Source organism: Salegentibacter tibetensis (genome assembly GCF_020164485.1).
GTDB classification, from domain to species: domain Bacteria; phylum Bacteroidota; class Bacteroidia; order Flavobacteriales; family Flavobacteriaceae; genus Salegentibacter; species Salegentibacter tibetensis.
In genome coordinates, this window is record NZ_JAIQZA010000029.1 from 15,866 (window position 1) to 39,790 (window position 23,925).

A 23,925-nucleotide genomic window follows, 5' to 3' on the forward strand; every position below is an offset into this window, starting at 1 on the left:
CTATAATTGATTTTTAAGATTGATTAGTTTTGCTTTTACTCCTTCCAACTTACGAATTATTTCAAAGTTGCTAAGGGTTTTGTGTTTTTCTTCTTTTAAATGTGTTTTTGCACCTTCAAGGGTGAATCCGCGTTCTTTTACAAGGTGATAAATAAGCTCTAAATTCTTAATATCCTCAGGTGTAAATTTACGATTTCCTTTTGCATTTTTCTTGGGCTGGATCACATCAAATTCCTTTTCCCAAAACCTAATTAGGGAAGTGTTTACCTTAAAGGCTTCTGCGACTTCGCCAATGCCGTAATATCTTTTGTCTGGTAAATTGAGGTGCATTAATCCAGGGATTGGTTTTCTTGTTGTGCTTTTTCCAGAACTTTATCAAATTCTTCCGGCGAAAGGTTTCCGTAGTAAAAATTAATCGGGTTAATTCGCTGGTCATCTTTAAAGATCTCATAATGTAAATGCGGTCCCTGGGACCTCCCGGTACTGCCTACGTAGCCAATAATATCGCCACGTTGAACCCGCTGGCCAACTCTCACATTATACTTATATAAATGAGCATAAAGACTGGTGTACCCATAGCCGTGGTCTACTCTTATGTGATTTCCGTAGCCGGTAGAGCGGTTATCGGCTCTTTCTATTCGGCCATTTCCAGTGGCATAAACCGGAGTGCCGCGAGGGGCACTGAAGTCCATTCCGTGGTGAAACTTTCTCACTTTGGTAAATGGATCTGTTCTCCAGCCGTAACCGGAAGCAATCCTGCTTAAGTCTACGTTCTTTACGGGCTGTATAGCGGGCACGGAAGATAATAAGCTCTCTTTTTCCTTTGCCAAACTTGCAATTTCATCAAGTGATTTAGATTGCACCACCAGCTGTTTGGTGAGGATATCCATTCGTTTGCTGGTTTCAATAATCAGTTTGGAATTATCAAAACCTTCCAGGTCTTTATAGCGGTTAATACCTCCAAAACCTGCGCGTCGCTGTTCTTCAGGAATTGGATTGGCTTCAAAATAAACCCTGTAAATATTATTGTCGCGATCTTCAATATTAGCCAGTACATTTTGAATCTGCCCCATTTTTTTATTCAGCAACCCATATTGCAGCTCCATGTTCTGAAGTTCGCGTTTTAGCGCTTTTTCTTTGGGGGTTACAATCTGCGGAATGTTTAAATAAATCACCAGTAAAAGAAAACCGGCCAGGAAAGATCCTAAGATACTAAGCAGTACAATCCCTATACGGCGGCCCTTTCGGCGCTCTATTTTTCTATAGGATTGCGTGTCGCTATCGTAATAATATTTAACCTTCGACATGAGTCAAATTTATGCTATTTTTGCCAACAATACTGAGCAATTACCGTGCTAAGTTTAGTCTGGTAAACGAACAAATATAGGAAATTGTTTCAGCAACAACACAAATAATAATTTTTGATTAGAGCAGTTAGATGAAATCTCAGGAAATAAGAAGCCAGTTTTTAGAATTTTTTAAATCCAAATCTCATAAAATCGTTCCTTCAGCGCCTATGGTGCTAAAAGACGATCCCACGCTTATGTTTACCAATGCCGGGATGGTTCAGTTTAAGGAATATTTTTTAGGAAATAGCGAGCCTACCAGTTCCCGTGTGACCGATAGCCAAAAATGCCTTCGAGTAAGCGGAAAACACAACGATTTGGAAGAAGTGGGCATGGATACCTACCACCATACAATGTTCGAGATGCTGGGCAACTGGAGTTTTGGCGATTATTTTAAGGAGGAAGCCATCAACTGGGCCTGGGAATTACTGACCGAAGTTTTTAAAATTACTCCTGAAAATCTTTACGTTTCTGTTTTTGAAGGAAGCAAGGAAGACAAATTAGGCTTAGATACTGAAGCTCTGGAACTTTGGAAAAAGATTGTTCCTGAAGACCGAATTGTCTATGGCGATAAAAAAGATAATTTCTGGGAAATGGGTGATCAGGGACCTTGCGGACCTTGCTCTGAAATTCATATAGATATTCGTTCTGAAGCTGAAAAAGCCAAAACACCCGGGAGGGAATTGGTAAATGCCGATCATCCGCAGGTGGTTGAGATCTGGAACCTGGTTTTTATGCAGTATAACCGAAAAGCCGATGGTTCTTTGTTAGAATTGCCTGCTAAACATATAGATACCGGGATGGGCTTTGAGCGTCTTTGTATGGTGTTGCAGGGAACACAATCTAATTACGATACCGATGTTTTCACTCCGCTAATTTCAGAGCTTGAAAAAATCACAAATTCCACCTACGGAAAGTCTGAAAAAACCGATATCGCGATCCGGGTAATTGCCGATCACGTGAGAGCGGTAACTTTTTCTATAGCGGATGGGCAGCTGCCATCAAATACCGGAGCAGGTTATGTGATTAGAAGGATTTTAAGACGAGCCATTCGCTACGGCTTTACCTTTTTGGATATTAAAGAGCCTTTTATTTATAAGCTTGTAGATGTTTTAAGCAAACAAATGGGCGAAGCATTTCCTGAACTCAAATCGCAAAAAACTTTATGCGAAAATGTGATTAGGGAAGAGGAGCAATCTTTCTTGAGAACTTTAGATCAGGGTCTTGTTTTGCTGGAAAATATAATTTCAGAAACCAAAGGAAAAACTGTTTCGGGAAAAAAAGCATTTGAACTTTACGATACTTTTGGTTTCCCAATAGATTTAACCGCTTTAATCTTACGCGAACGCGGATTTGACCTTGATCAGAAGGAATTCGAAGTTCAGCTTAAAGAACAAAAAGACAGGTCTCGTGCTGCAACCCAAGTTACAGCAGGGGACTGGGAAGAAATAAATGCGGTTAATGCTGAGGCTTTTGTGGGTTACGATCAGTTAGAGGCAGAAACTAAAATTGCCCGCTACAGAAAAGTAGAAAGCAAAAAAGGTGCTTTATTTCAAATCGTGCTTAGCCAAACTCCGTTTTATCCAGAAGGGGGTGGACAGGTTGGTGATAAAGGTTTTCTTCAGGATGCTGAAGGCAACAAGGTCGAAGTTACCGATACTAAAAAGGAAAATAATTTAATTGTGCATTTTGCCAAATTCCTGCCTAAAGATCCAAAAGCTGATTTTAAGGCGGTTGTAAACTCAAAAACCCGAGCTGCTACAGCGGCAAACCATACGGCTACGCATTTATTGCACCAGGCGCTTCGGGAAGTTCTGGGAACCCATGTAGAACAAAAAGGCTCTTTGGTGAAAGGAGACTATTTACGTTTCGATTTTTCGCATTTCAGTAAAGTAACTAAGGAGGAGCTTGAACAGGTTGAAAGGCTGGTAAACGAAAGAATTAACGAGCAATGGCCCTTGGAGGAACAACGAAATATTTCTTTTAAAGAGGCCGTGAATCAGGGGGCTTTGGCGCTCTTTGGTGAAAAATATGGAGATTCGGTTCGTGCTATTCGTTTTGGAGAATCTATGGAACTTTGTGGCGGAATACATGTGCAGAATACCTCAGAAATCTGGCATTTTAAAATTACTTCGGAAGCCGCGGTTGCTTCTGGAATTAGAAGAATTGAAGCGATTACAGGGGAAGCAGTAAAAGATTATTTTGCCAATCAGGATGAGGTTTTACAAGAAATTAAAGCTGAACTGAAAAATGCAAAAGATCCGGTAAAAGCGGTAAATACTCTGCAGGAAGAAAATGCCAGTTTAAAAAAGCAGGTTGAAGCTTTATTGAGAGACAAAGCCAAAAATTTAAAAAGTGAACTAAAATCTGAAATTTCAGAAATAAACGGTGTGAATTTCCTTGCTAAAAAAGTAGATCTCGATGCCGGTGGAATAAAAGATCTTGCCTTCCAGTTGGGAGATGAGTTTGAGAATTTATTTTTATTATTTGGGACCGAGCAAAACGGGAAAGCACTTTTAAGCTGCTATATTTCTAAAGATCTCGCTAAAGAAAAGGATCTGCACGCAGGAAAAATCGTAAAGGAACTGGGTAAATATATCCAGGGCGGTGGCGGTGGCCAGCCGTTTTTCGCAACTGCCGGTGGGAAAAAACCGGAAGGAATAAATGAAGCTTTGCAGGAAGGAGCATCTTATTTAAAATAAAATATTAGCCACACAGGTTGCTATTTGAGCTTGTGTGGCTCGCTTTACATTTATGGAATTCAGGACCAAAATACCTATAAAACAGGCTGAGCCTAAGATAGATTATGAATCTAAGCTTTTTCTCATTGGTTCCTGTTTTGTAGAGAATATTGGGAAAAAACTGGATTTTTATAAACTGCAGCATTTACAGAATCCCTTCGGGATTCTATTTCATCCTTTGGCTATTGCGAAGTTTTTTCAGAAAATAGCTGAAAATTCCTCTTATACAAAGAAAGATGTTTTTCAGCATCAGGAGCGCTGGCATTGTTTTGCTGCGCATTCTTCTTTGAGCAATCCCAATGCTGAGGTGTTGCTTGAGAACCTAAATTCTGCCTTGCAGAATGCCCGCGAGTTCCTTCAGAGGAGTTCACATTTGGTAATCACTTTAGGCACGGCCTGGAGTTATTTTCATTTAAAAACCGAACAAAGCGTTGCGAATTGTCATAAAATTCCGCAGAAATTTTTCAGAAAGGAATTGCAGTCCTCAGAAGAAATTCAGCGATCATTACAGGGGATTTTGGAAGATTTAAAGCAAATAAATCCTAACATTGAAATCATTTTCACCGTCTCTCCGGTTCGGCATATTAAAGATGGATTTGTGGAAAATCAGCGTAGTAAAGCTCATTTAATTAGTGCTGTTCATCAAATTAATGAAGAAAACGAAAATACCCATTATTTCCCTTCCTATGAATTAATGATGGACGAGCTGCGCGATTACCGTTTTTATGCTGAAGATATGCTGCATCCGTCCCAAACAGCTATAGATTATATTTGGAAAAGATTTACAGAAACCTGGTTTTCAGAAGCTTCGTTTTCGATTTTAAAAGAGGTCGAAAACATTCAAAAAGGCCTTTCGCATCGTCCTTTTAATCGCAACTCTGAAGCTCATCTACGTTTTTTAGAGAAACTGAAATCTCAAATTTCAACACTTCACAAGCGATATCCTCATTTGAGGTTTTAAATTAAATTATTGTCAAAAAAACTTTAAATTAACTTCTCACTTGACTTCATATCGAAATATTTCGTATTTTTATTTTAGAATTATTGATATAAGTCATTGATAACGAAAGGCTGAAAAGCCCGAAGGTTTTGATAAGTATCTTAATTCGTTTTCTAAAATTTGTTGGGGTAGATTTTAGAAATTTTAAAAACTTATGGACGGGTGGGGCCGTCCATAAGTGTTTTATAGCACCAATGTTTTCTTCAAGAAACCCTAAATCACAATCTTTGTATCTTTAGAAAAAATTGATAAATGAGAAATTTCCTTATTGGAGCCTTTTTAGTATTACTTGTTGTTTTTGGCATTCGCTATTGTGAAAATAGAAATAATGAAAGGGACCAGCTGGAAGAAAGCACGGCCCTTTTACAACAGCAAATAAAAAATGTAGGGAAGCTGGTGGTGACTGAAGGTACTTTCTCCCAGGTATATTCTTACAAAGATTCGAAGAAATTTTATCTTGATGTTTTTTCGGCCAGGAAAAAAGCGCTAATTGTAGTTAATGCAACGGCAACCGTGGCTTATGATTTAAGTAAACTGCAAACCGAGATTGATGAAGAAAATAAAATTGTACGCATCACTTATATCCCTGAGGAAGAAATTTCCATCAACCCAGAGATAAAATATTACGATGTTACACAGGATTACCTAAACCAGTTTGATGCCGAAGATCATAATAAAATAAGAACCCGAATTGAAAAATCTATCAGGAAGAAAGTAGATGCTTCTTCGTTAAAATCCAATGCCCAAAACAGGCTGATAAGTGAACTGCAAAAGATCTATATTCTAACCAGTTCTATGGGGTGGACGCTTCAGTATAACGACCAGAATTTTAAGGATTCGGAAGAATTACAAAAAATAAAACTTTAATTTAATTTACTCGGGGCTTATCGAGGGTAATATTTTTTTAAATAGCTCCTGGTATTGCCCTGAGTTAGTTAACTAATTGCTCATCAATAAGGTTAATTCCACCTTCAATTAAATGAGAAATATCCGGTCGTCTGGATTTTACATCCTGTAGATGGTTTAATACTTCTTTAGTAAGTTTTTCATCTTTCTTAACCGTTAATTCGTAGATTTCTACAGAAAGCAACCAGTCTTTGGGATGGTGTTTTTTTGCCAGGTCAAAAGCGGCGTTTAGCGAAAATTTTGCGTCTTTTCCTTCCCTAATATTTCGAACGGAAGCATAAAGGGAAGCCAGTTCTTCGCGTTCCGGAGTTTTTTTGCTTTTTATGGTAGTACTGGAAGTTTTATGGGTAATTAAATCGAAAGAAAGATTATCGGCCGGGCCGGCAAATGCCGAAATAATTTCTTTGCCAATGGCCATATCATATTTGCCCCATTCGGGTTTAAACAGAATTTCGTCACCATAAGTTACGCTGCAATCTTTAAGGCTAATCAGAATGATTTTTCCCTGTAAATTTCTGGTTCCGGTAATGATCTCACCTTTCACTTTTATTCCGCCTTCAAATTCAAATTCAATCTTTTCGCCTTCGTAAATATCGTAAGCCCTAAGATCGCGCGGACTCATATCTTCTATCGCGAGATTAATTCCTTTTAAAGATCCAATTGGTGATCCAAAACCTTCAGGATGGTCTTTTACGCTATGCCCAACCAGTTCTTTTTCACGATGCGAAAGCGCGGTTTTTCCCGAAGTTTGGACATAAATTGGTTTGCCTTCATGTGAAATTACTTTTGAAAAATCTCCCGAAATCTGTAACCCGGTACTCAATTCAATTGTTCCGAGGTTTTTGGAATCAATCAATTTTTGAATTCCTTCCAGACCGCCTTTTCTTAAGGCCATTTTGTTGGCAAATTCTTCTAATACAGAACTTAAATGAGCGAAATCTGGGGTTACATAAAGCTGAGGTTGAGGTTTGGTGATATCAAACTCCTGTTTGCAGGCTTCTATGGAATATGGGATCTTCTTTACCTTATCTGTCATGCACCAGGCGCTTTCTCCAATAGAAGAAAGCAAGCCGGCGCCGTAAATTTTAGGATTTTCCAGGGTGCCTATTAATCCGTATTCAACGGTCCACCAGTGCAGGTTTCTAATTTGTGCCATTTCAGAAAGTTCGCTGGCTTCATTCTGAAGTTTGTCAACTTTCTTCTCAGCCGCTTCAATTTCATCTTGTGGCGTGTCTTCTGCTTCTTTAATAATAGAAAGATGCCTTATAGCCTCATATATTTCGTAATCCCTTCCGCTGGAAATCGCTTTACAACCAATTTCCCCAAAACGTCTCAAATATTCAGCATATTCAGGATTGGCAATAATAGGAGCGTGGCCGGCACCCTCGTGAATAATATCGGGGGCCGGGGTGTATTCTATATGTTCAAGCTGGCGAATATCACTGGCAATCACTAAAACATTAAAAGCCTGGAATTCCATAAAAGCAGCCGGCGGGATAAACCCGTCTACAGCCACAGCAGCCCAACCGATTTCCTTTAAAATTCGGTTCATTCCATACATATTTGGAATGTGATCTATAGAAATTCCTGTTTGTTTTAAACCATCTAAATAAGAATCGTGCGCGACTTTACTTAAATAATCTACATTTTTACGCATAACATAACGCCAAACCGCATGATTTACCGGGGTGTAATCATCGTAATTCTGTGGTTTTATGTATTGCTGGAGATGGGCCGGTAAACGGTCTAAAATCGCGTTAGATTCAATTTTGTTTAGCATAACTGTGATTGACTAAAATTCAATATAAAGATAAGAAATTAAGCTGAAATTCATAAATTCTTAATCAAATGCGCTTAAAAATAAAAATGCCCCTGTTTAAGGAGCATTTTCGTTCAAAAAAATCTGTGGGGCAATTAATCGATTTCCGGTGGATACTTTTCAAGTATCTCCTGAACAATTTCGTTTATTCTTTTCTGTTTTTTATCAACATCTTTGGCCAGGGCAGCGGTACCCATTCCCTGCCAAACCAATTCTTTTCCGTCTGCATCTATTAAATCTATATAAAGGGTGCCATCGCTGGTACGGTTTACTGTATTAAAGCCGGAACCCCAATACCATGGGTGCCATCCCCAGCCGTATCCCCAGCCCATCATATTGTTCTGGTAAATATTAATATTTTCAGTGGTTTTGGTGAAAATACTTACCAAAAGATCCGGGTCATCAGATTTTGTAAAACCTTTACGTTGCATTTCGCTTTCAATAGCCCGAAGAATACGTTTTTTATCCAGATCAGAGATTTCGGCTTTATCTATTCCCGGTTTAAAAAATGCAAAAGTTTTATATTGGTTAAAATCCACTTCTCTATCGTAATCAGAAGCAACTCTTACACTACTGCAGGAAGTTACCAAAACAGCCAGCAGAAGTAAGACCGGTGTAATTTTCAAGACTTTCATAAAATAATAGTTTTTAGATGTTAGTGTCGAAGAGAGCCGGATCTACCAGATTCGGGATGGTTACTTTTAGCTTTGGTTCCATTTGCATAGCCCTTTTTGCAGCGAAGACTGCTTCTTTGTTCCGGGCCCAGCTTCGGCGGGCAATTCCATTGTTAACATCCCAGAAAAGCATAGATTTTAAGCGCTCTTCCGATGCTTTGTTTCCTTCAAGAATCATACCAAATCCACCGTTAACAACCTCGCCCCAGCCAACACCACCGCCATTATGGATGCTCACCCAGGTAGCTCCCCTAAAGCTATCCCCAATAACATTTTGAATGGCCATATCGGCTGTGAACTGTGATCCGTCGTAGATATTTGAAGTCTCACGATAGGGTGAGTCTGTCCCCGAAACATCGTGATGATCCCTTCCTAAAACCACCGGACCAATTTCATCTTTCCCAATAGCATCATTAAAGGCTTTGGCGATTTTTACGCGACCTTCGGCATCGGCATAAAGAATTCTGGCCTTAGAACCCACCACCAGTTTATTTTCGCGAGCACCTTTTATCCATTGAATATTATCGGCCATTTGTTGCTGAATTTCCTCCGGGGAATTCCTTTTAAGTTCCTCTAAAACTTCAGTGGCAATCTTATCGGTTTTATCCAGATCTTCTTCTTTTCCTGAAGCACAAACCCATCTAAAAGGCCCAAAACCATAATCGAAACACATAGGCCCCATAATATCCTGAACGTAGCTTGGATATTTAAAATCTTTACCGTTTTTAGCAAGAATATCTGCGCCGGCCCGTGATGCTTCCAGTAAAAATGCATTTCCGTAATCAAAGAAATAGGTGCCTTTGGCGGTATGTTTGTTAATGGCTGCGGTTTGTCTTTTCAGACTTTCCTGAACTTTCTTTTTAAATTGTTCAGAATCTTCAGCCATCATTTTGTTAGCTTCTTCCAGGCTTAATCCCACCGGATAATAACCACCTGCCCAGGGATTGTGCAGGGAAGTTTGATCGCTGCCCAGGTCGATATAAATATTCTCTTTGTGAAAATATTCCCAAACGTCAACGATATTTCCCTGAAAAGCGATAGAAACTACTTCCTTATTTGCTTTGGCCTTTTTAACCCTTTTTGCAAGTTCTGAAAGATCTTCAATAACTTCATCTACCCAGCCCTGGCTGTGGCGGGTTTGGGTGGCCTTGGGGTTTACCTCAGCACAAACCGTGATACAACCGGCAATATTCCCGGCTTTGGGCTGTGCGCCGCTCATTCCCCCAAGTCCCGAGGTAACAAATAATTTTCCTTCCAGGCCTTCACCCGATTTTGATATTTTTCTTCCGGCGTTTAATACCGTGATCGTGGTGCCGTGCACAATTCCCTGTGGACCGATGTACATATAGCTCCCGGCCGTCATTTGACCATATTGGGTTACACCCAGCGCGTTGAATTTCTCCCAGTCATCGGGCTTCGAATAATTAGGGATCATCATTCCGTTAGTTACAACCACTCGAGGCGCATTCTGGTGGGAAGGGAACAAGCCCATAGGATGCCCGGAATACATTACTAAGGTCTGGTCGTTCTCCATTTCAGCTAAATACTGCATGGTAAGGAGATATTGCGCCCAATTTTGAAAAACCGCACCGTTCCCGCCGTAAGTAATCAGTTCATCTGGATGCTGTGCCACCTTGGGGTCCAGGTTGTTTTGAATCATTAACATAATCCCTTTTGCCTGGATGCTTTTTCCGGGATATTCTTCGATATTTCGGGCATATAGCTTATAATCGGGTTTGAAGCGGTACATATAGATCCTCCCGAATTTCTCTAGCTCTTCTTTAAATTCAGGTAAAAGTTCTTTGTGATGCTTTTCGTCAAAATATCGCAAGGCGTTTTGAAGCGCTAATTGTTTTTCTTCAGTATTTAAAATATCCCTGCGTTTTGGCGCGTGATTTACCGAAGCATCGTATTCTTTTTTAGCAGGAAGTTCACCGGGAATTCCCTGTAATATTTTTGCTTTAAAGTCCATTTAATTTCTGTTTGCAATAGGTTTTAATAATAGGAAGAAATGTTAAATTAAGAAGTTTTAAATTTCATTTTCTATAAATTTAAGGCTCTTTTAAAGATTTAAATTATGAAATCTATTGTAATTCTACTGGTTGTTTTTTGTCTTGTTTCTTGTAAGGATGAAGTAAAAACTTCAGAAATAAATTCTACCGAAAATAGAGAAATCACTACAGATAATGGGCACAACTCCCGGAATTCGCTGGATTGGACCGGAGTTTATGAAGGTGTATTGCCGTGCGAAAATTGTGATGGGATTGAAACCAGCATTCAGTTAAATAAAAACCTGGATTATGTGCTTTCGCAGCATTATTTGGGCAAGGCAGAAGCTGAAGAAAATAATCTTAACGAAACGGGGAAATTTGAGTGGAATAAACAGGGAAATACCATTAATCTGGGAGAACGACAAAAACTTTATTTTAAGGTGAGTGAAAACTACCTGCTGCAGGTTTTTAAAGACGAATCTAAAGTAATGGGAGATTCTGCTATGAAGTACAGGCTTACCAAAACCAATAAATTATAAGTGTTTTCCGGTTTTTTTGTCGAAACCATATGGGCAATGCCGGCAACCGCTTTCACAACAATAGCCTCGTTTTAAATGATATTGCTCGGTAAAGCAGCGATAGCCCTCCGGTGTTGTGTAGTAATCGCCTTCTTCTACCGGGATTCTTTTTTTGAAAAAACTCATAGTGCAAAAATACAATTTCTTAACTTCCACACGTGATTCTAATCGTTAACAAATATCTCCTGGGAAAATCATTTAAAGGTGTGAGTTTATGGCCTTTTGTGATCCTTAAGAATATAGAGCTTAAGGAGGATGTTAACTTTATTAACCACGAAAAAATCCATCTTAGGCAGCAAATTGAGTTGCTTATTATTCCTTTCTACATTTGGTATTTCACTGAATACCTGTTTCGTTTAATTTATTATAAAGACAGGTTTCTGGCTTATAAAAATATAAGTTTTGAGCGCGAGGCTTACAGCCAGGAAATGAAAGAAAATTATTTGCACGAACGCAAATTCTGGGCATTTCTACAGTTTGTTTAGGTGGCTCAGAGCATAATTCTGATATTTGCAGTATGCCGAATTTTCCAAAATTTTTTATTGAAATTTCTTCTGAAAATCAGTTTGTCGCTGAGTTTTCCGACGGAATTTCTTTATATCTGAAACGCGAAGATTTACTGCATCCTGAAGTTTCCGGGAATAAATTCAGGAAATTAAAATATAATATTGCTGAAGCATTGGAACAAAATCGGGAAACGCTACTGACGTTTGGCGGTGCTTTTTCCAACCATATCGCAGCTACCGCAGCTGCCGGGAAACTTTCCGGTTTAAAAACCATAGGAATTATAAGGGGTGACGAATTAGGTAAAGATTTGGGAAGGACTTTAGAGGTGAATCCCACGCTGCGGTTCGCAGATTCCTGCGGAATGAAATTCAAATTTGTTTCCAGATACGATTATCGAGAGAAAGAAAGCCTGGAATTTCAGCAAAAATTAAAAGAAGAATTTGGTGAGTTTTACCTGGTGCCTGAAGGAGGAACTAATCAATTGGCGGTAAAAGGTTGCCAGGAGATTTTGACTAAATATGATAAAGAATTTAATTTTATAGCTGCTTCAGTAGGAACCGGTGGAACACTTTCGGGCTTGATCAATGCTACAACCGATAATCAAAAAGTTCTCGGTTTCCCTGCTTTAAAAGGTGATTTCCTTTTAGAGGAAATCAAAAAATATAGTTTTAAAGAGAACTGGGAATTAATACCAGACTATCATTTTGGCGGTTATGCTAAGGTAGATTCGGAATTGATAAATTTTATTAATAATTTCAAAAAAAAATATCAAATTCAGTTAGATCCGGTATATACGGGAAAGTTAGTTTTTGGTATTTTTGAACTCATAAAAGATGGTTGCTTCCCTTCCGGAAGTAAGATCCTGGCAATTCATACTGGAGGTTTGCAGGGAATTTCGGGAATGAACGCACTTTTAGAAAAGAAAAAATTGCCCTTAATCAATAAGTAATATGAAACTCAACCGGTTTTTAGTTTTAATGTTTTTGGCAGTTTTCGCTATTTCCTGCGGAAGCAAGAAAAAAGTGGTTACCACTAAAAAGGAAGCAGAAAAAAGAGGCGTACTTTCTGAAAGTCCGCGGGAAACCGACAGGGTTAGGATTATCGAAGGTGAGCCTAAACTACCACCGGTAAACCCCAGGTTGTATACGGTAAAAGATTACATTAGGGATTTTTCCAGCATTGCGATGGAAGAAATGCGGCTCTATAACATTCCTGCGAGTATTACCCTCGCCCAGGGTATTTTAGAATCGGGTGCAGGAAAGGGTGACCTTACGATGCGGGCCAATAATCATTTTGGGATTAAATGCCACGACTGGAAGGGTGCTCGTGTTTACCACGACGACGATGAGCGCGGTGAATGTTTTAGAAAATATAAAGATGCCCGTTATTCTTACCGGGACCATTCCCTCTTTCTAACAGAAAGAAAGCGTTATGCTGAACTTTTTGATTTAGATAAAGACGATTATAAAGGCTGGGCGCGCGGCTTAAGAAAAGCCGGTTATGCTACAGACAGGCGTTACCCTGATAAATTGATCAGCTTAATTGAGCGCTATGAACTTTATCGTTTTGATGGAGATGTTTTAAAACGCCCCTCCCCGAGTTATACCCACACTCCTGAATCACCAGAATCGGTTACTTACAGGGTGAAAAAAGGCGATACCTTGTACGGCATTGCAAAACAACATAATATGACTGTAGAAGAATTACAGCGATTTAATAACTTAAGGGATACCAATATTTCCGTTGGGCAAATGTTGGTGATTATCTCTCCAGAATAAAAACTTATGATCTATAAAAGAAGTAGCGAATTGTTCGCTTCGGCACAAAAAGTAATTCCCGGTGGCGTAAACTCCCCGGTAAGAGCTTTTAAAGCAGTGGGCGGTGAGCCTGTTTTTATTAAACAAGCCGAAGGAGCCTATCTGTATGATGAAGACGGAAATAAATTAATAGACTATATAAATTCCTGGGGGCCACTAATCTTAGGTCATGCTCACAAACCAGTTATTGATGCGGTAATAGATATTGCCAAAAAAGGAACTTCTTTTGGGACTCCAACCGAGATTGAAACCCAAATCGCAGAACTGGCGGTAAAAATGGTTCCAAATATCGATAAGATAAGGATGGTGAATTCGGGGACCGAAGCAACCATGAGTGCGGTTAGGCTTGCTCGTGGCTTTACCGGAAAGGAGAAGATCATCAAATTCGCCGGTTGTTATCACGGGCACAGCGATTCTTTTCTAATCCAGGCCGGTAGTGGTGCAATTACTTTTGGAACCCCAAATAGCCCGGGAGTTACAAAAGGCACGGCAAAAGACACTTTGCTTGCAAAATATAATAATCTTGAAAACGTAAAGTCTCTAATTGAAGCCAATAAAGGGGAAATTGCCTGCATAATTATCGAGCCGGTGCCTGGGAATATGGGATGCATTCCGCCAAATAAAGGCTTTTTGGAAGGCTTGCGCCAACTTTGTGATCAAAACGATATCTTATTGGTTTTTGATGAGGTAATGAGCGGATTTAGGCTTGCTGCCGGTGGCGTGCAGGAAAGATTGGGTGTGAATGCCGATATAGCTTGCTTCGGAAAAGTTATTGGCGGTGGTTTACCGGTTGGTGCTTTTGCTGCTCGAAATGAAATTATGGATTACCTTGCTCCGGTTGGACCGGTTTACCAGGCGGGAACTTTAAGTGGAAATCCTTTGGCAATGGCCGCCGGACTTGCGATGCTAACCGAGTTAGATAATAATCGTAGTATTTTTGAAAGTATAGATAAGAAGACCGCTTATCTTCACGAAGGCATAGAAAAAGTGCTTTCTGAAAATAAAGTCGCACATACCATAAACCGCGTAGGTTCCATGATTTCCATTCATTTTGGGGAAGAACCGGTTGTAGACTTTGAATCTGCGGCTAAATCGGCGCGAAATGGAATTTTCAATAAGTTTTTCCACGGAATGCTGGACAACGGAATTTACATTGCTCCAAGTGCTTTTGAAACCTGGTTTATAAGCGATGCACTTTCCTACGAAGATTTGGATACCACTATTGAAGCGGTTGATAAAGTTGCTAGAACGCTTTAATCCCTCATTGAGGGTTTAATTCCCCGAGGCTTGCCTCGAAATTATAAAATAGTTTTCCAATTCATACCTCGTGGGCTTGCCCCGAGGTTCCTGGTTTTAGAAACCTCACAGGTTCTCAAAACCTGTGAGGTTTACTCTTTAACGTCATCTTGAATTTATTTCAGGATCTAACCTGTTTTAATTCTATCATCTTAGATCTCCGAATAAATTTCGGAGCAAGCTCTGAAACCAGTTCAGGATGACGACTTCAAGAACATTTGAAAAGAATTACCCCTCCGGCCTATGACCACCTCCCCTCGAAAATAAGGGGAGGAGCTATTTGAAATGTTCTATTTTAATTTAAATGTTGACTGCTCAACCACTCCTTTCCTCTGTAAAATCTGAATTCATTCCCTCCTTGGAAAAGAGGGAGCCATTTATTTAATACTAAGAATGGTTCATCTCCAGCAACTCTTCTACATAATCGCGGGAATTAGAAAGTCTCGGGATTTTATGTTGCCCGCCTAATTTATCGTTTTTCTTAAGCCAGTCATAGAATAGTTTCTCCCGGGCCTGATGGATTTTCGGCATATTCAGCGTCATATTATTATAGCGTTTCGCTTCATAATCACTGTTTACCTGTTGTAGCGCTAAATCAAGTTCAACCCTGAATTTCTCAAAATCTTTCGGCGGGTTCTTAAATTCAATTATCCATTCGTGAGCGCCTTTTTCCTTTCCTTCCATAAAAATAGGAGCCGCGGTATAATCTACAATTTCACAATTAGTAACCAGGGAAGTCTTTTTTAGTGCTTCTTCAGCATTTTCAATAATTAATTCTTCCCCGAAAGCGTTTATATGATGCTTGGTTCTGCCGGTAACTTTTATTCGGTATGGACTAATAGAAGTAAACTTAACGGTGTCACCTATCTTATAGCGCCATAAACCCGCATTTGTGGTAATTACCACGGCATAGTTCTTTCCAGTTTCGACTTCAGCCAATGGAATGGCCTTTTCATTTTCGCTTCCGTAGCTATCCATAGGGATAAACTCGTAGTAAATGCCGTAATCCAGCATCAGTAAAAGTTCTTTGGAATCGTTCTGATCCTGGCAGGCAAAAAAGCCTTCCGAAGCATTATAGATTTCATAAAACCTAAAATCTTCTTTGGGTAAGATCTTTTGATATTGCGGGGCATAGGGATCAAAACTTACCCCGCCGTGAAAATAAACTTCCAAATGTGGCCAAACCTCAAACAGGTTTTCCTTGCCGGTAGTTTCTAAAATATTATTCAGTAAAACCAACATCCAACTGGGAACACCGGCAAGACTGGTTACGTTTTCTTTAATAGTTTCGTCTACAATCGCCTGCATTTTTAGTTCCCAATCGTTCATAAGGGAAACCTCATTGCTTGGCGTGCTACTGAATTCTGCCCAAAAGGGCATATTCGCTATAAGAATTGCTGAAAGATCGCCGTAAGCCGTGCCGTTATTTTTGTAAATTTCTTTACTGCCGCCTAACCTTAAACTTTTTCCATTAAAAAGCTGCGACTGCGGATTATTATTCAAATACATACAAAGCAGGTCTTTACCCGCATTGTAATGACAATGCTCCAGGGAATCTTCACTAACCGGGATAAATTTGCTTTTTGCACTAGTGGTACCACTTGATTTTGCGAACCATTTTATTGGTGTGGGCCAAAAAATATTGGTTTCTCCCTGGCGACTACGTTCAAAACAGGCTTCGTAATCTTCATATTTTTGAATGGGAACCCGGCTTGCAAACTGGCTATGGTTTTTGATTTCAGAAAAGTTATATTTTCTGCCAATTTCAGTATTTTTTCCTTTGGAAATCAGGTGCCTAAGCAGTTCGTGCTGCACCTCGTGGGGATATTTTATAAACAACTCCATCTGGTGAATTCGCTTCTTTAGGAACCACGAAGCAATGGAGTTTACTAATGGAATTGGCATTATTCTTTATATCTTTATCGCTGACAATGCTTCAGCTGGTTGGCTGGCTAAAATTAATTTAAACTTCGAAGCTTACAAATCACTTCGGTTAAAAATAGGGAAAAAAAGATGAGATACGAAGGGGTGTTTAGAAAAATGAAAACGGAAATCACCGATAAGGTGCAATATTACCTCATTTTTGAAGACGATTTTATCAATATAAATCAAATTCTCGGAAAAAAAATAAGCCTTAATTTTCTTCGGTTTCAGTGTCTAAACTGCGGATTGCAGAAAAAGATATTCCGTCAGGGTTATTGTTACGATTGTTTTACTTCCATCCCGCAAGCCGGGGATTGGATTATGAGTCCGGAGTTGAGCAAAGCACATTTAGATGAAGAAGACCGCGATCTGGATTTCGAAAAACAGGCCCAGTTGCAACCTCACGTAGTTTATCTGGCTAACTCCAGCAATGTAAAAGTGGGGGTAACCCGAAAAACGCAAATTCCCACGCGTTGGATAGATCAGGGTGCGCACGAAGCTATTGAAATAGTGGAAGTACCTAATAGGTATCTCGCCGGAATAACCGAAGTAGCTTTAAAGAGTCACGTTTCAGATAAAACCAACTGGCGAAAAATGCTTACCAACGAGGTTTTAGATTTAAACCTTGCTGAAGAACGGGATAAACTAAAGAATTTTATTCCTGAAGAAGCTAAAGAATATTACCTGCCCGATAGAAAGGAACTGGAAATTGAATTTCCTGTTTTGGAATTTCCGAAGAAAATAAAAACCCTGAATTTGGGTAAAAATCCTTTCTACGAAGGTGTTTTAAAAGGAATTAAAGGACAATACCTAATTTTTGAAGACGGTACCGTTTTTAACGTCCGCGCCCACGAAGGCTTTGTGGTAGAATTGGGAGTGAGGTAAAGATTTATAAACGTCATTACGATCCCGATGCTAATTGAGAGAAGTAATCTCTACATCGGTCACCAGTAATTTACAGATTGCCACGTCGACTGCGTCTCCTCGCAATGACGAAAAAAAACAAACCCTCACAATTTCCAAAAGTAATGGGAAACTGTGAGGGTAACTTTTAATTACTAGTTGTATCTTTTTTCTGAGTTCTGTTTTTCAAGATCCCGCCTAAAATATTTCTGGCGGCATCTTTAACTTCCTCTTCCTGTGTTTTAGGTGGTTGTTCAGTTTGAGGAGTTTCGGTTTGTATAGAGTCCTGTGCCGCGGTGGTGTCGGTTTGCTGTTGCTGCTGGTTTCTTCCCGTTTGTTTATTAATAATATCCCTAATTGCATCCTGGCCGCGCTCCTGGAGGTTTTCTTTTTGTTTTGCAACAATTCGCTGGGTAAGATTGCTAACCGCCTGCTCCATGTTTATATTGATCTGCGGATTTTGAAAAGTTCCTTTTAAACCTATAGGCAGAGCTACTGTCATATTTTGAATTTCATCCCCACTTAACCTGCTAAGTGCATTGCCTACCTGGCTGCCTAACATTCTTGCCGGAACATCAAGATTAAGGTTATAATTCATGTTCATATCAAAACCGTGACTACCGGAAACCTGAACATTTACACCCTGTACATTAAAGTCAAAAGGTTCAATTTGCACCATCCCATCGCTAAATGTCAGACGGGTTTTAAGTTTATCCAGGTCAATGTCTTCCAAGTTAATAAAGTTCAATTGCTCGTCTAAACGTGAAAGCAAGGCTAATTTTTCAGGATTTACCTCTGCAGTAAGGATCTCTGCAAGTGCATTACCGGCAAGGGTAGATAATCGCGGGGTAAGGTCATCATTTAAATTCCCGTTTAATTTAAGATTGGTTTGTAATTTACCTTCCAGTGCCTGGGCTACCGGTGCCAGTCCCTGCAGCATTTCCAAACCGTTAAAGGATTCAGCGATATTTAGCGCGTTTAGCGCCAGGTCCATATCAAAAGTTGGAGTAGTTCCTTTGGTAGAAACATTCCCTTCCAGGGCGATATTTCCGCCGAAAATATTGGTAGTAATGTTTTGAAGGGTGGCGGTTTCATCACGTAAAATAATGGTTCCTGTGGCGTTTTTAAGTTCCAGGTTATCATAGATCACGGTGTTTACATTAAACGCCAGTTCAGTATCCAAAAAGGAAGGAATTTTCACCGCTTCTTTTTTAGTTGCTGTAGAACTTTGGTTTGATGTTTCCTCGGTTACCGTTTCAGTTTCTGCAACCATAAAATCGTTAATGGCAAAAACATTAGAATTTACATTAAAGATTCCTTTTAAATTCTGTTCGGTGAACAAGAAGCCTATCAGGTTTTCTATATTTCCGGAAGCCGTAATATCGGTTTGGCCGGTAGTAAGTTTTAATTCCGGCACACGAACATTACCCTGATTAAAATTCATTGTTGCATTAGCGATCTTTACTTCGTTAGGAATTTCAGGCGATTTATAACTGAAATTTCTAATGCTGGCCGTACCGCTACTTTTTACATTTTGATACTGCTCCTTTTCAATAGAATTCATATCAAACTGAGTGGTAACATCAGCGGTTAGGATTCCGTTGAGGTCCTGTTCAAGTTCTAACGGATAAGCCTGTTCAAGGTTAGCTAAGTTTAAAGTACCCTTTAAAGCCATGTCCACCAGCATATTTCCCATCAGGTTTTTTACGCTTCCGTTGGTGGCAAATCTGTCCTGATCTATTCTGAAGGTCACATTATCAAAAGTAAGATAGGTGTCCTCTAATATTCCGGTTTCATTTAAAATCTGAAGATCAATGTTAATGTCTTCTACACTTTTAGGAAGATCGGGATATTTAAAAGAGGCGTTATTAGAACTCACCTTAATATCCATTTTCGGGATATAAGTATCATCTACAATTCCCTGAATTTTTCCGTTTACGATGAAATCGCCATTAGTTTCAACGTTTTCAATGTTTTTGGCGTAGGTTGCAGGTATAATCGCCAGAAAATTCTTAAAGTCTGAAGAAGGTGTCTGGAAGCTTAAATCTATCTCATTATTGTCTTCATTCACCTGCACAAATCCTTCAAAAGTAAGCGGCAACTGATTAACCATCGCTTCATTTTCCAGGAACGTATAACGCATATTCTCCAAATCCATTTGAATTACCGCATCAAGGGAAACGTGGTTTCGGTTTAGGTAATTTACACCATCGTAATCTAAAGAAACCAGCGCGGTAGATTCAGTATCCAGTTCGCTTTCAGCTAAAGAAAAATCACCTGTTCCCTGGTGGTTCAATTCTTCTACATCCAGTAAAAGTTTCTGGCCTTCATCTAAATATTTCACCCGGGAATTATTGATCTCGTAATGCTTTAAATCGAAACTAAAGCCTGTGGAGGCTGAATCGGTAGCAGTAGTAGTATCTTCAATCGCGATATCGTAATTGGCATTTCCCAGGGAATCTACTCTAATATTCAGGAAAGTATTATTGATCTTAATATCGTCCAGAACTTTCGGCTCATTGGCACCTTTGAATAATTCTTTAATAGACATTTCAAGTTGTAGTTCTTCCCCAACGGCAAGCGTGTCACCTTTAAAAGGTTCGTTATTTATTACACTGAAATTTTCAATAACCACCGTAGCCTGAGGAAAACTCCTGAAGAAGCTAAGACTGATATCGCGGAATTCTACCTGTGCATTGACGCTCTCATTAGCAGTTTTACGTACATAATCTTTTATTTGCGATTCAAATAAAAACGGGGCGGCAACAAGTATTACTACCATCACGAGCAATACAATGCCAATTATTTTAAATGCTTTTTTCATCTTTTTATAATTTTATCCCAATTTTGGAATTAGGCACAGGCTTATAATAATGTTCCTCCCGATTTAATCGGGACAAGTTGTGTTTTGCCAATTTTTGGGTCCAGCAGCATGCTGGTTTCATTTTTATATTATTTAACCAATTTGCTAATTAGCATGGTTTTTTAAAGTTAATCATATTTTAATTCTTCGCCCTGCTTCAGGTTAAAGCGTTTCCTAAACGCAAATACCGAAGCATAGAGCAGGGGCGTATCTAAGGCGGCTACAATTACTTTAAACAGAAAACCGCTAAGTAAAAGGCTGCCAAATAAATCCCATTCAATTTTATTAAAACTACAGAGCAAAAACAAGACCGAAAACGTATCTACAAACTGCGAAAGAAATGTAGAAAAATTATTCCGCAGCCATAAATGTTTTCCTTTGGTCAACCTTTTCCAAAAATGGAATAAATGAATATCTATATACTGAGCCAGTAAATAGGCAACCATAGAGGCAAAAACAGCAATGGTGGTAGCGCCAAAAACCTTTGTGAACAAGGCATTGCCTATGGGTGACCATTCGGTAGCTGGTACTGCATCTGCGGTGTAAATAATCAACAAGGAAAAGAACGAGGCAAAAATTCCTGTAGTCACTACCTGGTTGGCTTTTTTCTTTCCGTAGATTTCACTGATAATATCGGTGATTAGAAACGTGATGGGATAAGGTAAAATTCCTACAGAAATCTCGAAAGTGTAAATCCCGAAAAAATCCCAACTAAAAAATTTCTGAAATATTAGGTTTGAAACTACTAAAGAGGCGATAAAAAGCCCTGCCAGGATTAAATAAATACGCTGTGCTGTAAGTTTGTCTTTGAGTAATAGTTTAGCCAAATTTATTTTTTAAGTCTTACCCCAAAATTAGGGGTATGTGATTTTGTTTTACTTAATTTGCTGTGAAATTTACAGGATAAGCTTTAATAATTTTTCTCCATTCAGTTTGAATTCCCCAAAAATAGTACATATCGCGCTGGGAAGCAATGTGGGCAACCGCTTTGAACTTCTGCAAAACGCATTGCATAAAATTTATTTAGAAATTGGCGAGATACAACAGGTTTCGCAGGTTTATGAAACACCCGCCTGGGGTTTTAGCGGACACTCTTTTTTAAATGCCTGTCTTGCTGTTTCTACAAGATTTTCTGCGGAAGAAGTTCTTAGGAAATTATTGAAGATTGAAACCGAAGCGGGCCGGGTTCGCTCTGATGTAAAGAATTACCAAAACCGAAGCCTGGACCTGGATATTCTGCTTTTTGAGAATGAAACTTTGAAAACCGAAAATTTGGTAGTTCCACATCCCGAGATGCAAAGCCGAAAATTCGTGTTGCTACCTTTGGCTGATATCGCAGCAAAAGAAATTCATCCCGTTTTTAAGATTTCTATCGAAAAATTACTGAAGCAGGTTGAAGACGATTCTCAAATAAAAGCTATCCCTGAAAAGCTCGAAATCCCTCAAAAAGCCTTCAATCTTAATAAACTGAATTACATCGCGGTGGAAGGAAACATCGGTGCGGGGAAAACCAGTTTCTCAACCATGGTTTCCGAAGATTTTAATGCAAAACTTATCTTGGAAAGGTTTAAAGACAACCCGTTCTTGCCGAAATTCTACGAGAATAAGGAGCGATATGCTTTTCCGCTGGAGATGTCTTTCCTGGCCGATCGCTACCAGCAACTTTCAGACGATTTGGCGCAGTATGACCTTTTTAAAGATTTTGTAATTTCAGACTACGATGTATTTAAGTCGCTTATTTTTGCAAAAATCACGCTGCAAGAAGATGAGTATGCTTTATATCACAAGCTTTTTCATTTAATGTACAAGGAGATGGTAAAACCCGATTTGTACATTTATCTCTACCAAAATACTGAAAGATTGCTGGAAAATATCAAAGCCCGTGGTCGCGATTATGAGCAAAATATTCAGCCCGATTATCTGGTAGAAATCAACAAAAGCTACCTAAATTTCATCAAGACTCAAACCAATATGAGGGTGCAAATTATAGATATTTCGGGTAAAGATTTTGTAAACAACCGCGCCGATTACCTGGCGATTTTAGAGGAGATAGAAGCTCGCTAAAATCCCCCTGGCCTCCAAAGACCGAGTAATCTTTATAAAATTTCCTACAAGGTTTCTAAAACCTTGTAGGTGTATTTTAACTTAAATGAATAATAGAAGGAGGTTTTAGAAACTTTTAAAAGAAAAATTTAATGGCTCATATAAGATTGCTCTCTGTTATTTTGGGAAATTTTGCAAAACAAATCCCATAGAACAACTCCCACGCTTACCGAAATATTTAAGGAGTGTTTAGTGCCAAGTTGGGGGATTTCGATAATTCCGTCACTGGCTGAAACCACTTTTTGTTGCACGCCTTTTACTTCGTGTCCAAAAACCACGGCGATCTTTTCTCCTGACTGGGCTTTAAAATCGTTTAGCATAACCGAATCTTCTGCCTGCTCGATAGCAAAGACTTTTGTCTGCTCTTTTTGTAGTTTTTCAACCACATCCAGCGTATTTTCAACATATTCCCAGGCTACGGTTTCAGTGGCGCCTAAAGCGGTTTTTTGAATATCTTTATGGGGTGGCTGCGCGGTAATTCCGCAGAGGTAAATTTTTTCAATTAAAAAAGCATCGGCGCTTCGAAAAACCGAGCCAATATTATTCAAGCTTCTAATATTGTCCAGCACCACGATAATGGGTGTTTTTTTAGCTTCCTTAAATTCCTCAATAGATTTACGGTCCAGCTCGTTGTTTTTTAATTTTCGGTTTTCCATAACAGCAAAAATAAGAAGAATGTGAGGGAAAAATAATACTCGATATAAAAGATTTCCTGCAACGAGTTGAGTGCCTTTTACCTGTATTAAAACTATATGCTTCCCTAGGGAGATAGGGGATAAATGATTGATGTGCAGATTTTTTTTGGGAAAATTTTAGCGGTTGCTTTGGCTAAACTTTATAAAAAAATATGCTGTTATCACTCTCTTCTTTATTATCTTTTAGTTGCTTAGAAATAAGCGGTTTACCACTTCGATTATATCGTTCACACCCCCGTTTTATAAGTTCCAGGACCCGGCAACCAGGTGCTCCTGTATCATTTTTATTAATTATTAAACCCTGTCCTGTTATGAAAATTGCACAATTTACGTTTATTGTAATCGCGCTGTTGAGCTGCAATGTTTTGCTGGCCCAAAACCCCGAAAATGACCCGGTGGATTCATCTGATCTTTACCAGATTGAATATTATAAATTCACCTCAGATAAGACTGAGGAAGCTAAAAACATTATTGATAATTATTTTAGACTTGCTCATAAACTGGCTGGAATTCCCAGTCCTGTTATGGAGATGCAGTTAACCTCTGAAGACTATAACTATATGGCCGTCTGGAAACTGCCTATAGGTAAGGACCATTTGAACTGGCAATCCTCTCCTGCAAATCAGGATTGGTATAATGCTTTACTCACTGTAGCGGGCAGTCAGGAAAAGGCGAAAATGATTATTGAGAAATATGACTCCTTTATTAGCGCTTCTAAAACAGAATTTGCACGAAAATCCAATTAGAAACTGTTTTTAATATA

General features: G+C 39.2%; 21 protein-coding genes. 11 read left to right on the forward strand and 10 right to left on the reverse strand.

The window, feature by feature from the left end:
• Both LB467_RS14025 and LB467_RS14030 read right to left on the reverse strand, forming a co-directional pair.
• Entirely contained in the window at positions 1-330 is a 330-nt protein-coding gene (locus LB467_RS14025; protein ID WP_057480627.1) for a MerR family transcriptional regulator, read from the reverse strand.
• Entirely contained in the window at positions 330-1,307 is a 978-nt protein-coding gene (locus LB467_RS14030; RefSeq protein WP_224474678.1) for a M23 family metallopeptidase, read from the reverse strand. Before LB467_RS14030 ends, LB467_RS14025 begins: the two co-directional genes overlap by 1 nt.
• A gap of 131 nt (positions 1,308-1,438) precedes the next feature.
• Here LB467_RS14030 and alaS point away from each other — a divergent pair, with 131 nt between their 5' ends.
• The 3 genes from alaS to LB467_RS14045 all read left to right on the forward strand — a co-directional run bounded on the left by alaS (position 1,439) and on the right by LB467_RS14045 (position 5,954).
• Positions 1,439-4,048: an alanine--tRNA ligase gene (alaS, locus tag LB467_RS14035; RefSeq protein WP_224474679.1), complete on the forward strand. Its 2,610-nt coding sequence runs from the start codon at positions 1,439-1,441 to the stop codon at positions 4,046-4,048.
• Between the two features lie 52 nt (positions 4,049-4,100).
• Positions 4,101-5,048: a GSCFA domain-containing protein gene (locus LB467_RS14040; RefSeq protein WP_224474680.1), complete on the forward strand. Its 948-nt coding sequence runs from the start codon at positions 4,101-4,103 to the stop codon at positions 5,046-5,048.
• A 291-nt stretch (positions 5,049-5,339) separates the two neighbouring features.
• Positions 5,340-5,954 (forward strand): DUF4230 domain-containing protein, encoded by a 615-nt coding sequence (locus tag LB467_RS14045; RefSeq protein WP_224474681.1) that lies wholly within the window; start codon positions 5,340-5,342, stop codon positions 5,952-5,954.
• A gap of 64 nt (positions 5,955-6,018) precedes the next feature.
• On the opposite strand, the gene LB467_RS14050 is transcribed toward LB467_RS14045, so the two are convergent.
• The 3 genes from LB467_RS14050 to LB467_RS14060 all read right to left on the reverse strand — a co-directional run bounded on the left by LB467_RS14050 (position 6,019) and on the right by LB467_RS14060 (position 10,458).
• On the reverse strand, positions 6,019-7,773 hold the full coding sequence (locus tag LB467_RS14050; protein WP_224474682.1) for an aromatic amino acid hydroxylase: 1,755 nt from the start codon (positions 7,771-7,773) through the stop codon (positions 6,019-6,021).
• Between the two features lie 134 nt (positions 7,774-7,907).
• Positions 7,908-8,447, reverse strand: coding sequence for a DUF4136 domain-containing protein (locus tag LB467_RS14055; protein WP_224474683.1), 540 nt, complete (start codon positions 8,445-8,447; stop codon positions 7,908-7,910).
• 13 nt (positions 8,448-8,460) lie between these two features.
• Positions 8,461-10,458: a urocanate hydratase gene (locus tag LB467_RS14060; protein WP_224474684.1), complete on the reverse strand. Its 1,998-nt coding sequence runs from the start codon at positions 10,456-10,458 to the stop codon at positions 8,461-8,463.
• A 105-nt stretch (positions 10,459-10,563) separates the two neighbouring features.
• On the opposite strand from LB467_RS14060, the gene LB467_RS14065 reads away from it, so the two are divergent.
• Positions 10,564-11,016, forward strand: coding sequence for a copper resistance protein NlpE (locus tag LB467_RS14065; RefSeq protein ID WP_224474685.1), 453 nt, complete (start codon positions 10,564-10,566; stop codon positions 11,014-11,016).
• Here the strand turns inward: LB467_RS14065 and LB467_RS14070 are convergent.
• Positions 11,011-11,181, reverse strand: a complete 171-nt coding sequence (locus tag LB467_RS14070; RefSeq protein WP_224474686.1) for a DUF5522 domain-containing protein — start codon at positions 11,179-11,181, stop codon at positions 11,011-11,013. The genes LB467_RS14065 and LB467_RS14070 overlap by 6 nt on opposite strands.
• A gap of 32 nt (positions 11,182-11,213) precedes the next feature.
• On the opposite strand from LB467_RS14070, the gene LB467_RS14075 reads away from it, so the two are divergent.
• From LB467_RS14075 to hemL, 4 genes are read left to right on the forward strand one after another with little or no spacing between them, the layout of a single operon-like run.
• Positions 11,214-11,540: a hypothetical protein gene (locus LB467_RS14075; RefSeq protein WP_224474687.1), complete on the forward strand. Its 327-nt coding sequence runs from the start codon at positions 11,214-11,216 to the stop codon at positions 11,538-11,540.
• A 32-nt stretch (positions 11,541-11,572) separates the two neighbouring features.
• Positions 11,573-12,511, forward strand: coding sequence for a 1-aminocyclopropane-1-carboxylate deaminase/D-cysteine desulfhydrase (locus LB467_RS14080; protein ID WP_224474688.1), 939 nt, complete (start codon positions 11,573-11,575; stop codon positions 12,509-12,511).
• Position 12,512: 1 nt separating this feature from the next.
• Positions 12,513-13,340, forward strand: a complete 828-nt coding sequence (locus tag LB467_RS14085) for a glucosaminidase domain-containing protein (RefSeq protein WP_224474689.1) — start codon at positions 12,513-12,515, stop codon at positions 13,338-13,340.
• 6 nt (positions 13,341-13,346) lie between these two features.
• Positions 13,347-14,636, forward strand: coding sequence for a glutamate-1-semialdehyde 2,1-aminomutase (gene hemL / locus LB467_RS14090; protein ID WP_224474690.1), 1,290 nt, complete (start codon positions 13,347-13,349; stop codon positions 14,634-14,636).
• Positions 14,637-15,062: 426 nt separating this feature from the next.
• Here hemL and LB467_RS14095 read toward each other — a convergent pair whose 3' ends face one another.
• Positions 15,063-16,580, reverse strand: coding sequence for a GH3 auxin-responsive promoter family protein (locus LB467_RS14095; protein ID WP_224474691.1), 1,518 nt, complete (start codon positions 16,578-16,580; stop codon positions 15,063-15,065).
• A 108-nt stretch (positions 16,581-16,688) separates the two neighbouring features.
• Between LB467_RS14095 and LB467_RS14100 the strand changes: the two genes are divergently transcribed.
• On the forward strand, positions 16,689-17,483 hold the full coding sequence (locus LB467_RS14100; RefSeq protein ID WP_224474692.1) for a DUF2797 domain-containing protein: 795 nt from the start codon (positions 16,689-16,691) through the stop codon (positions 17,481-17,483).
• A 166-nt stretch (positions 17,484-17,649) separates the two neighbouring features.
• On the opposite strand, the gene LB467_RS14105 is transcribed toward LB467_RS14100, so the two are convergent.
• Positions 17,650-20,325, reverse strand: coding sequence for an AsmA-like C-terminal region-containing protein (locus LB467_RS14105; protein WP_224474693.1), 2,676 nt, complete (start codon positions 20,323-20,325; stop codon positions 17,650-17,652).
• Between the two features lie 167 nt (positions 20,326-20,492).
• The gene (locus tag LB467_RS14110) at positions 20,493-21,191 is read right to left on the reverse strand and encodes a queuosine precursor transporter (protein WP_224474694.1); all 699 of its coding nucleotides are present in this window, start codon (positions 21,189-21,191) and stop codon (positions 20,493-20,495) included.
• A gap of 106 nt (positions 21,192-21,297) precedes the next feature.
• Between LB467_RS14110 and folK the strand changes: the two genes are divergently transcribed.
• Entirely contained in the window at positions 21,298-22,428 is a 1,131-nt protein-coding gene (gene folK / locus LB467_RS14115) for a 2-amino-4-hydroxy-6-hydroxymethyldihydropteridine diphosphokinase (protein WP_224474695.1), read from the forward strand.
• A gap of 128 nt (positions 22,429-22,556) precedes the next feature.
• On the opposite strand, the gene LB467_RS14120 is transcribed toward folK, so the two are convergent.
• Positions 22,557-23,123 (reverse strand): RNA methyltransferase, encoded by a 567-nt coding sequence (locus LB467_RS14120; protein WP_224474696.1) that lies wholly within the window; start codon positions 23,121-23,123, stop codon positions 22,557-22,559.
• Positions 23,124-23,473: 350 nt separating this feature from the next.
• On the opposite strand from LB467_RS14120, the gene LB467_RS14125 reads away from it, so the two are divergent.
• On the forward strand, positions 23,474-23,908 hold the full coding sequence (locus LB467_RS14125; RefSeq protein WP_224474697.1) for a hypothetical protein: 435 nt from the start codon (positions 23,474-23,476) through the stop codon (positions 23,906-23,908).
• The last annotated feature ends 17 nt before the right edge of the window (positions 23,909-23,925 follow it).

Excerpts from the sequence above, each read along its gene's own strand:
- LB467_RS14025 (WP_057480627.1), bottom strand. The coding sequence starts at position 330 with ATGCACCTCAATTTACCAGACAAAAGATATTACGGCATTGGCGAAGTC.
- LB467_RS14030 (WP_224474678.1), bottom strand. The coding sequence starts at position 1,307 with ATGTCGAAGGTTAAATATTATTACGATAGCGACACGCAATCCTATAGA.
- alaS (WP_224474679.1), top strand. The coding sequence starts at position 1,439 with ATGAAATCTCAGGAAATAAGAAGCCAGTTTTTAGAATTTTTTAAATCC.
- LB467_RS14040 (WP_224474680.1), top strand. The coding sequence starts at position 4,101 with ATGGAATTCAGGACCAAAATACCTATAAAACAGGCTGAGCCTAAGATA.
- LB467_RS14045 (WP_224474681.1), top strand. The coding sequence starts at position 5,340 with ATGAGAAATTTCCTTATTGGAGCCTTTTTAGTATTACTTGTTGTTTTT.
- LB467_RS14050 (WP_224474682.1), bottom strand. The coding sequence starts at position 7,773 with ATGCTAAACAAAATTGAATCTAACGCGATTTTAGACCGTTTACCGGCC.
- LB467_RS14055 (WP_224474683.1), bottom strand. The coding sequence starts at position 8,447 with ATGAAAGTCTTGAAAATTACACCGGTCTTACTTCTGCTGGCTGTTTTG.
- LB467_RS14060 (WP_224474684.1), bottom strand. The coding sequence starts at position 10,458 with ATGGACTTTAAAGCAAAAATATTACAGGGAATTCCCGGTGAACTTCCT.
- LB467_RS14065 (WP_224474685.1), top strand. The coding sequence starts at position 10,564 with ATGAAATCTATTGTAATTCTACTGGTTGTTTTTTGTCTTGTTTCTTGT.
- LB467_RS14070 (WP_224474686.1), bottom strand. The coding sequence starts at position 11,181 with ATGAGTTTTTTCAAAAAAAGAATCCCGGTAGAAGAAGGCGATTACTAC.
- LB467_RS14080 (WP_224474688.1), top strand. The coding sequence starts at position 11,573 with ATGCCGAATTTTCCAAAATTTTTTATTGAAATTTCTTCTGAAAATCAG.
- LB467_RS14085 (WP_224474689.1), top strand. The coding sequence starts at position 12,513 with ATGAAACTCAACCGGTTTTTAGTTTTAATGTTTTTGGCAGTTTTCGCT.
- hemL (WP_224474690.1), top strand. The coding sequence starts at position 13,347 with ATGATCTATAAAAGAAGTAGCGAATTGTTCGCTTCGGCACAAAAAGTA.
- LB467_RS14095 (WP_224474691.1), bottom strand. The coding sequence starts at position 16,580 with ATGCCAATTCCATTAGTAAACTCCATTGCTTCGTGGTTCCTAAAGAAG.
- LB467_RS14100 (WP_224474692.1), top strand. The coding sequence starts at position 16,689 with ATGAGATACGAAGGGGTGTTTAGAAAAATGAAAACGGAAATCACCGAT.
- LB467_RS14105 (WP_224474693.1), bottom strand. The coding sequence starts at position 20,325 with ATGAAAAAAGCATTTAAAATAATTGGCATTGTATTGCTCGTGATGGTA.
- LB467_RS14120 (WP_224474696.1), bottom strand. The coding sequence starts at position 23,123 with ATGGAAAACCGAAAATTAAAAAACAACGAGCTGGACCGTAAATCTATT.
- LB467_RS14125 (WP_224474697.1), top strand. The coding sequence starts at position 23,474 with ATGAAAATTGCACAATTTACGTTTATTGTAATCGCGCTGTTGAGCTGC.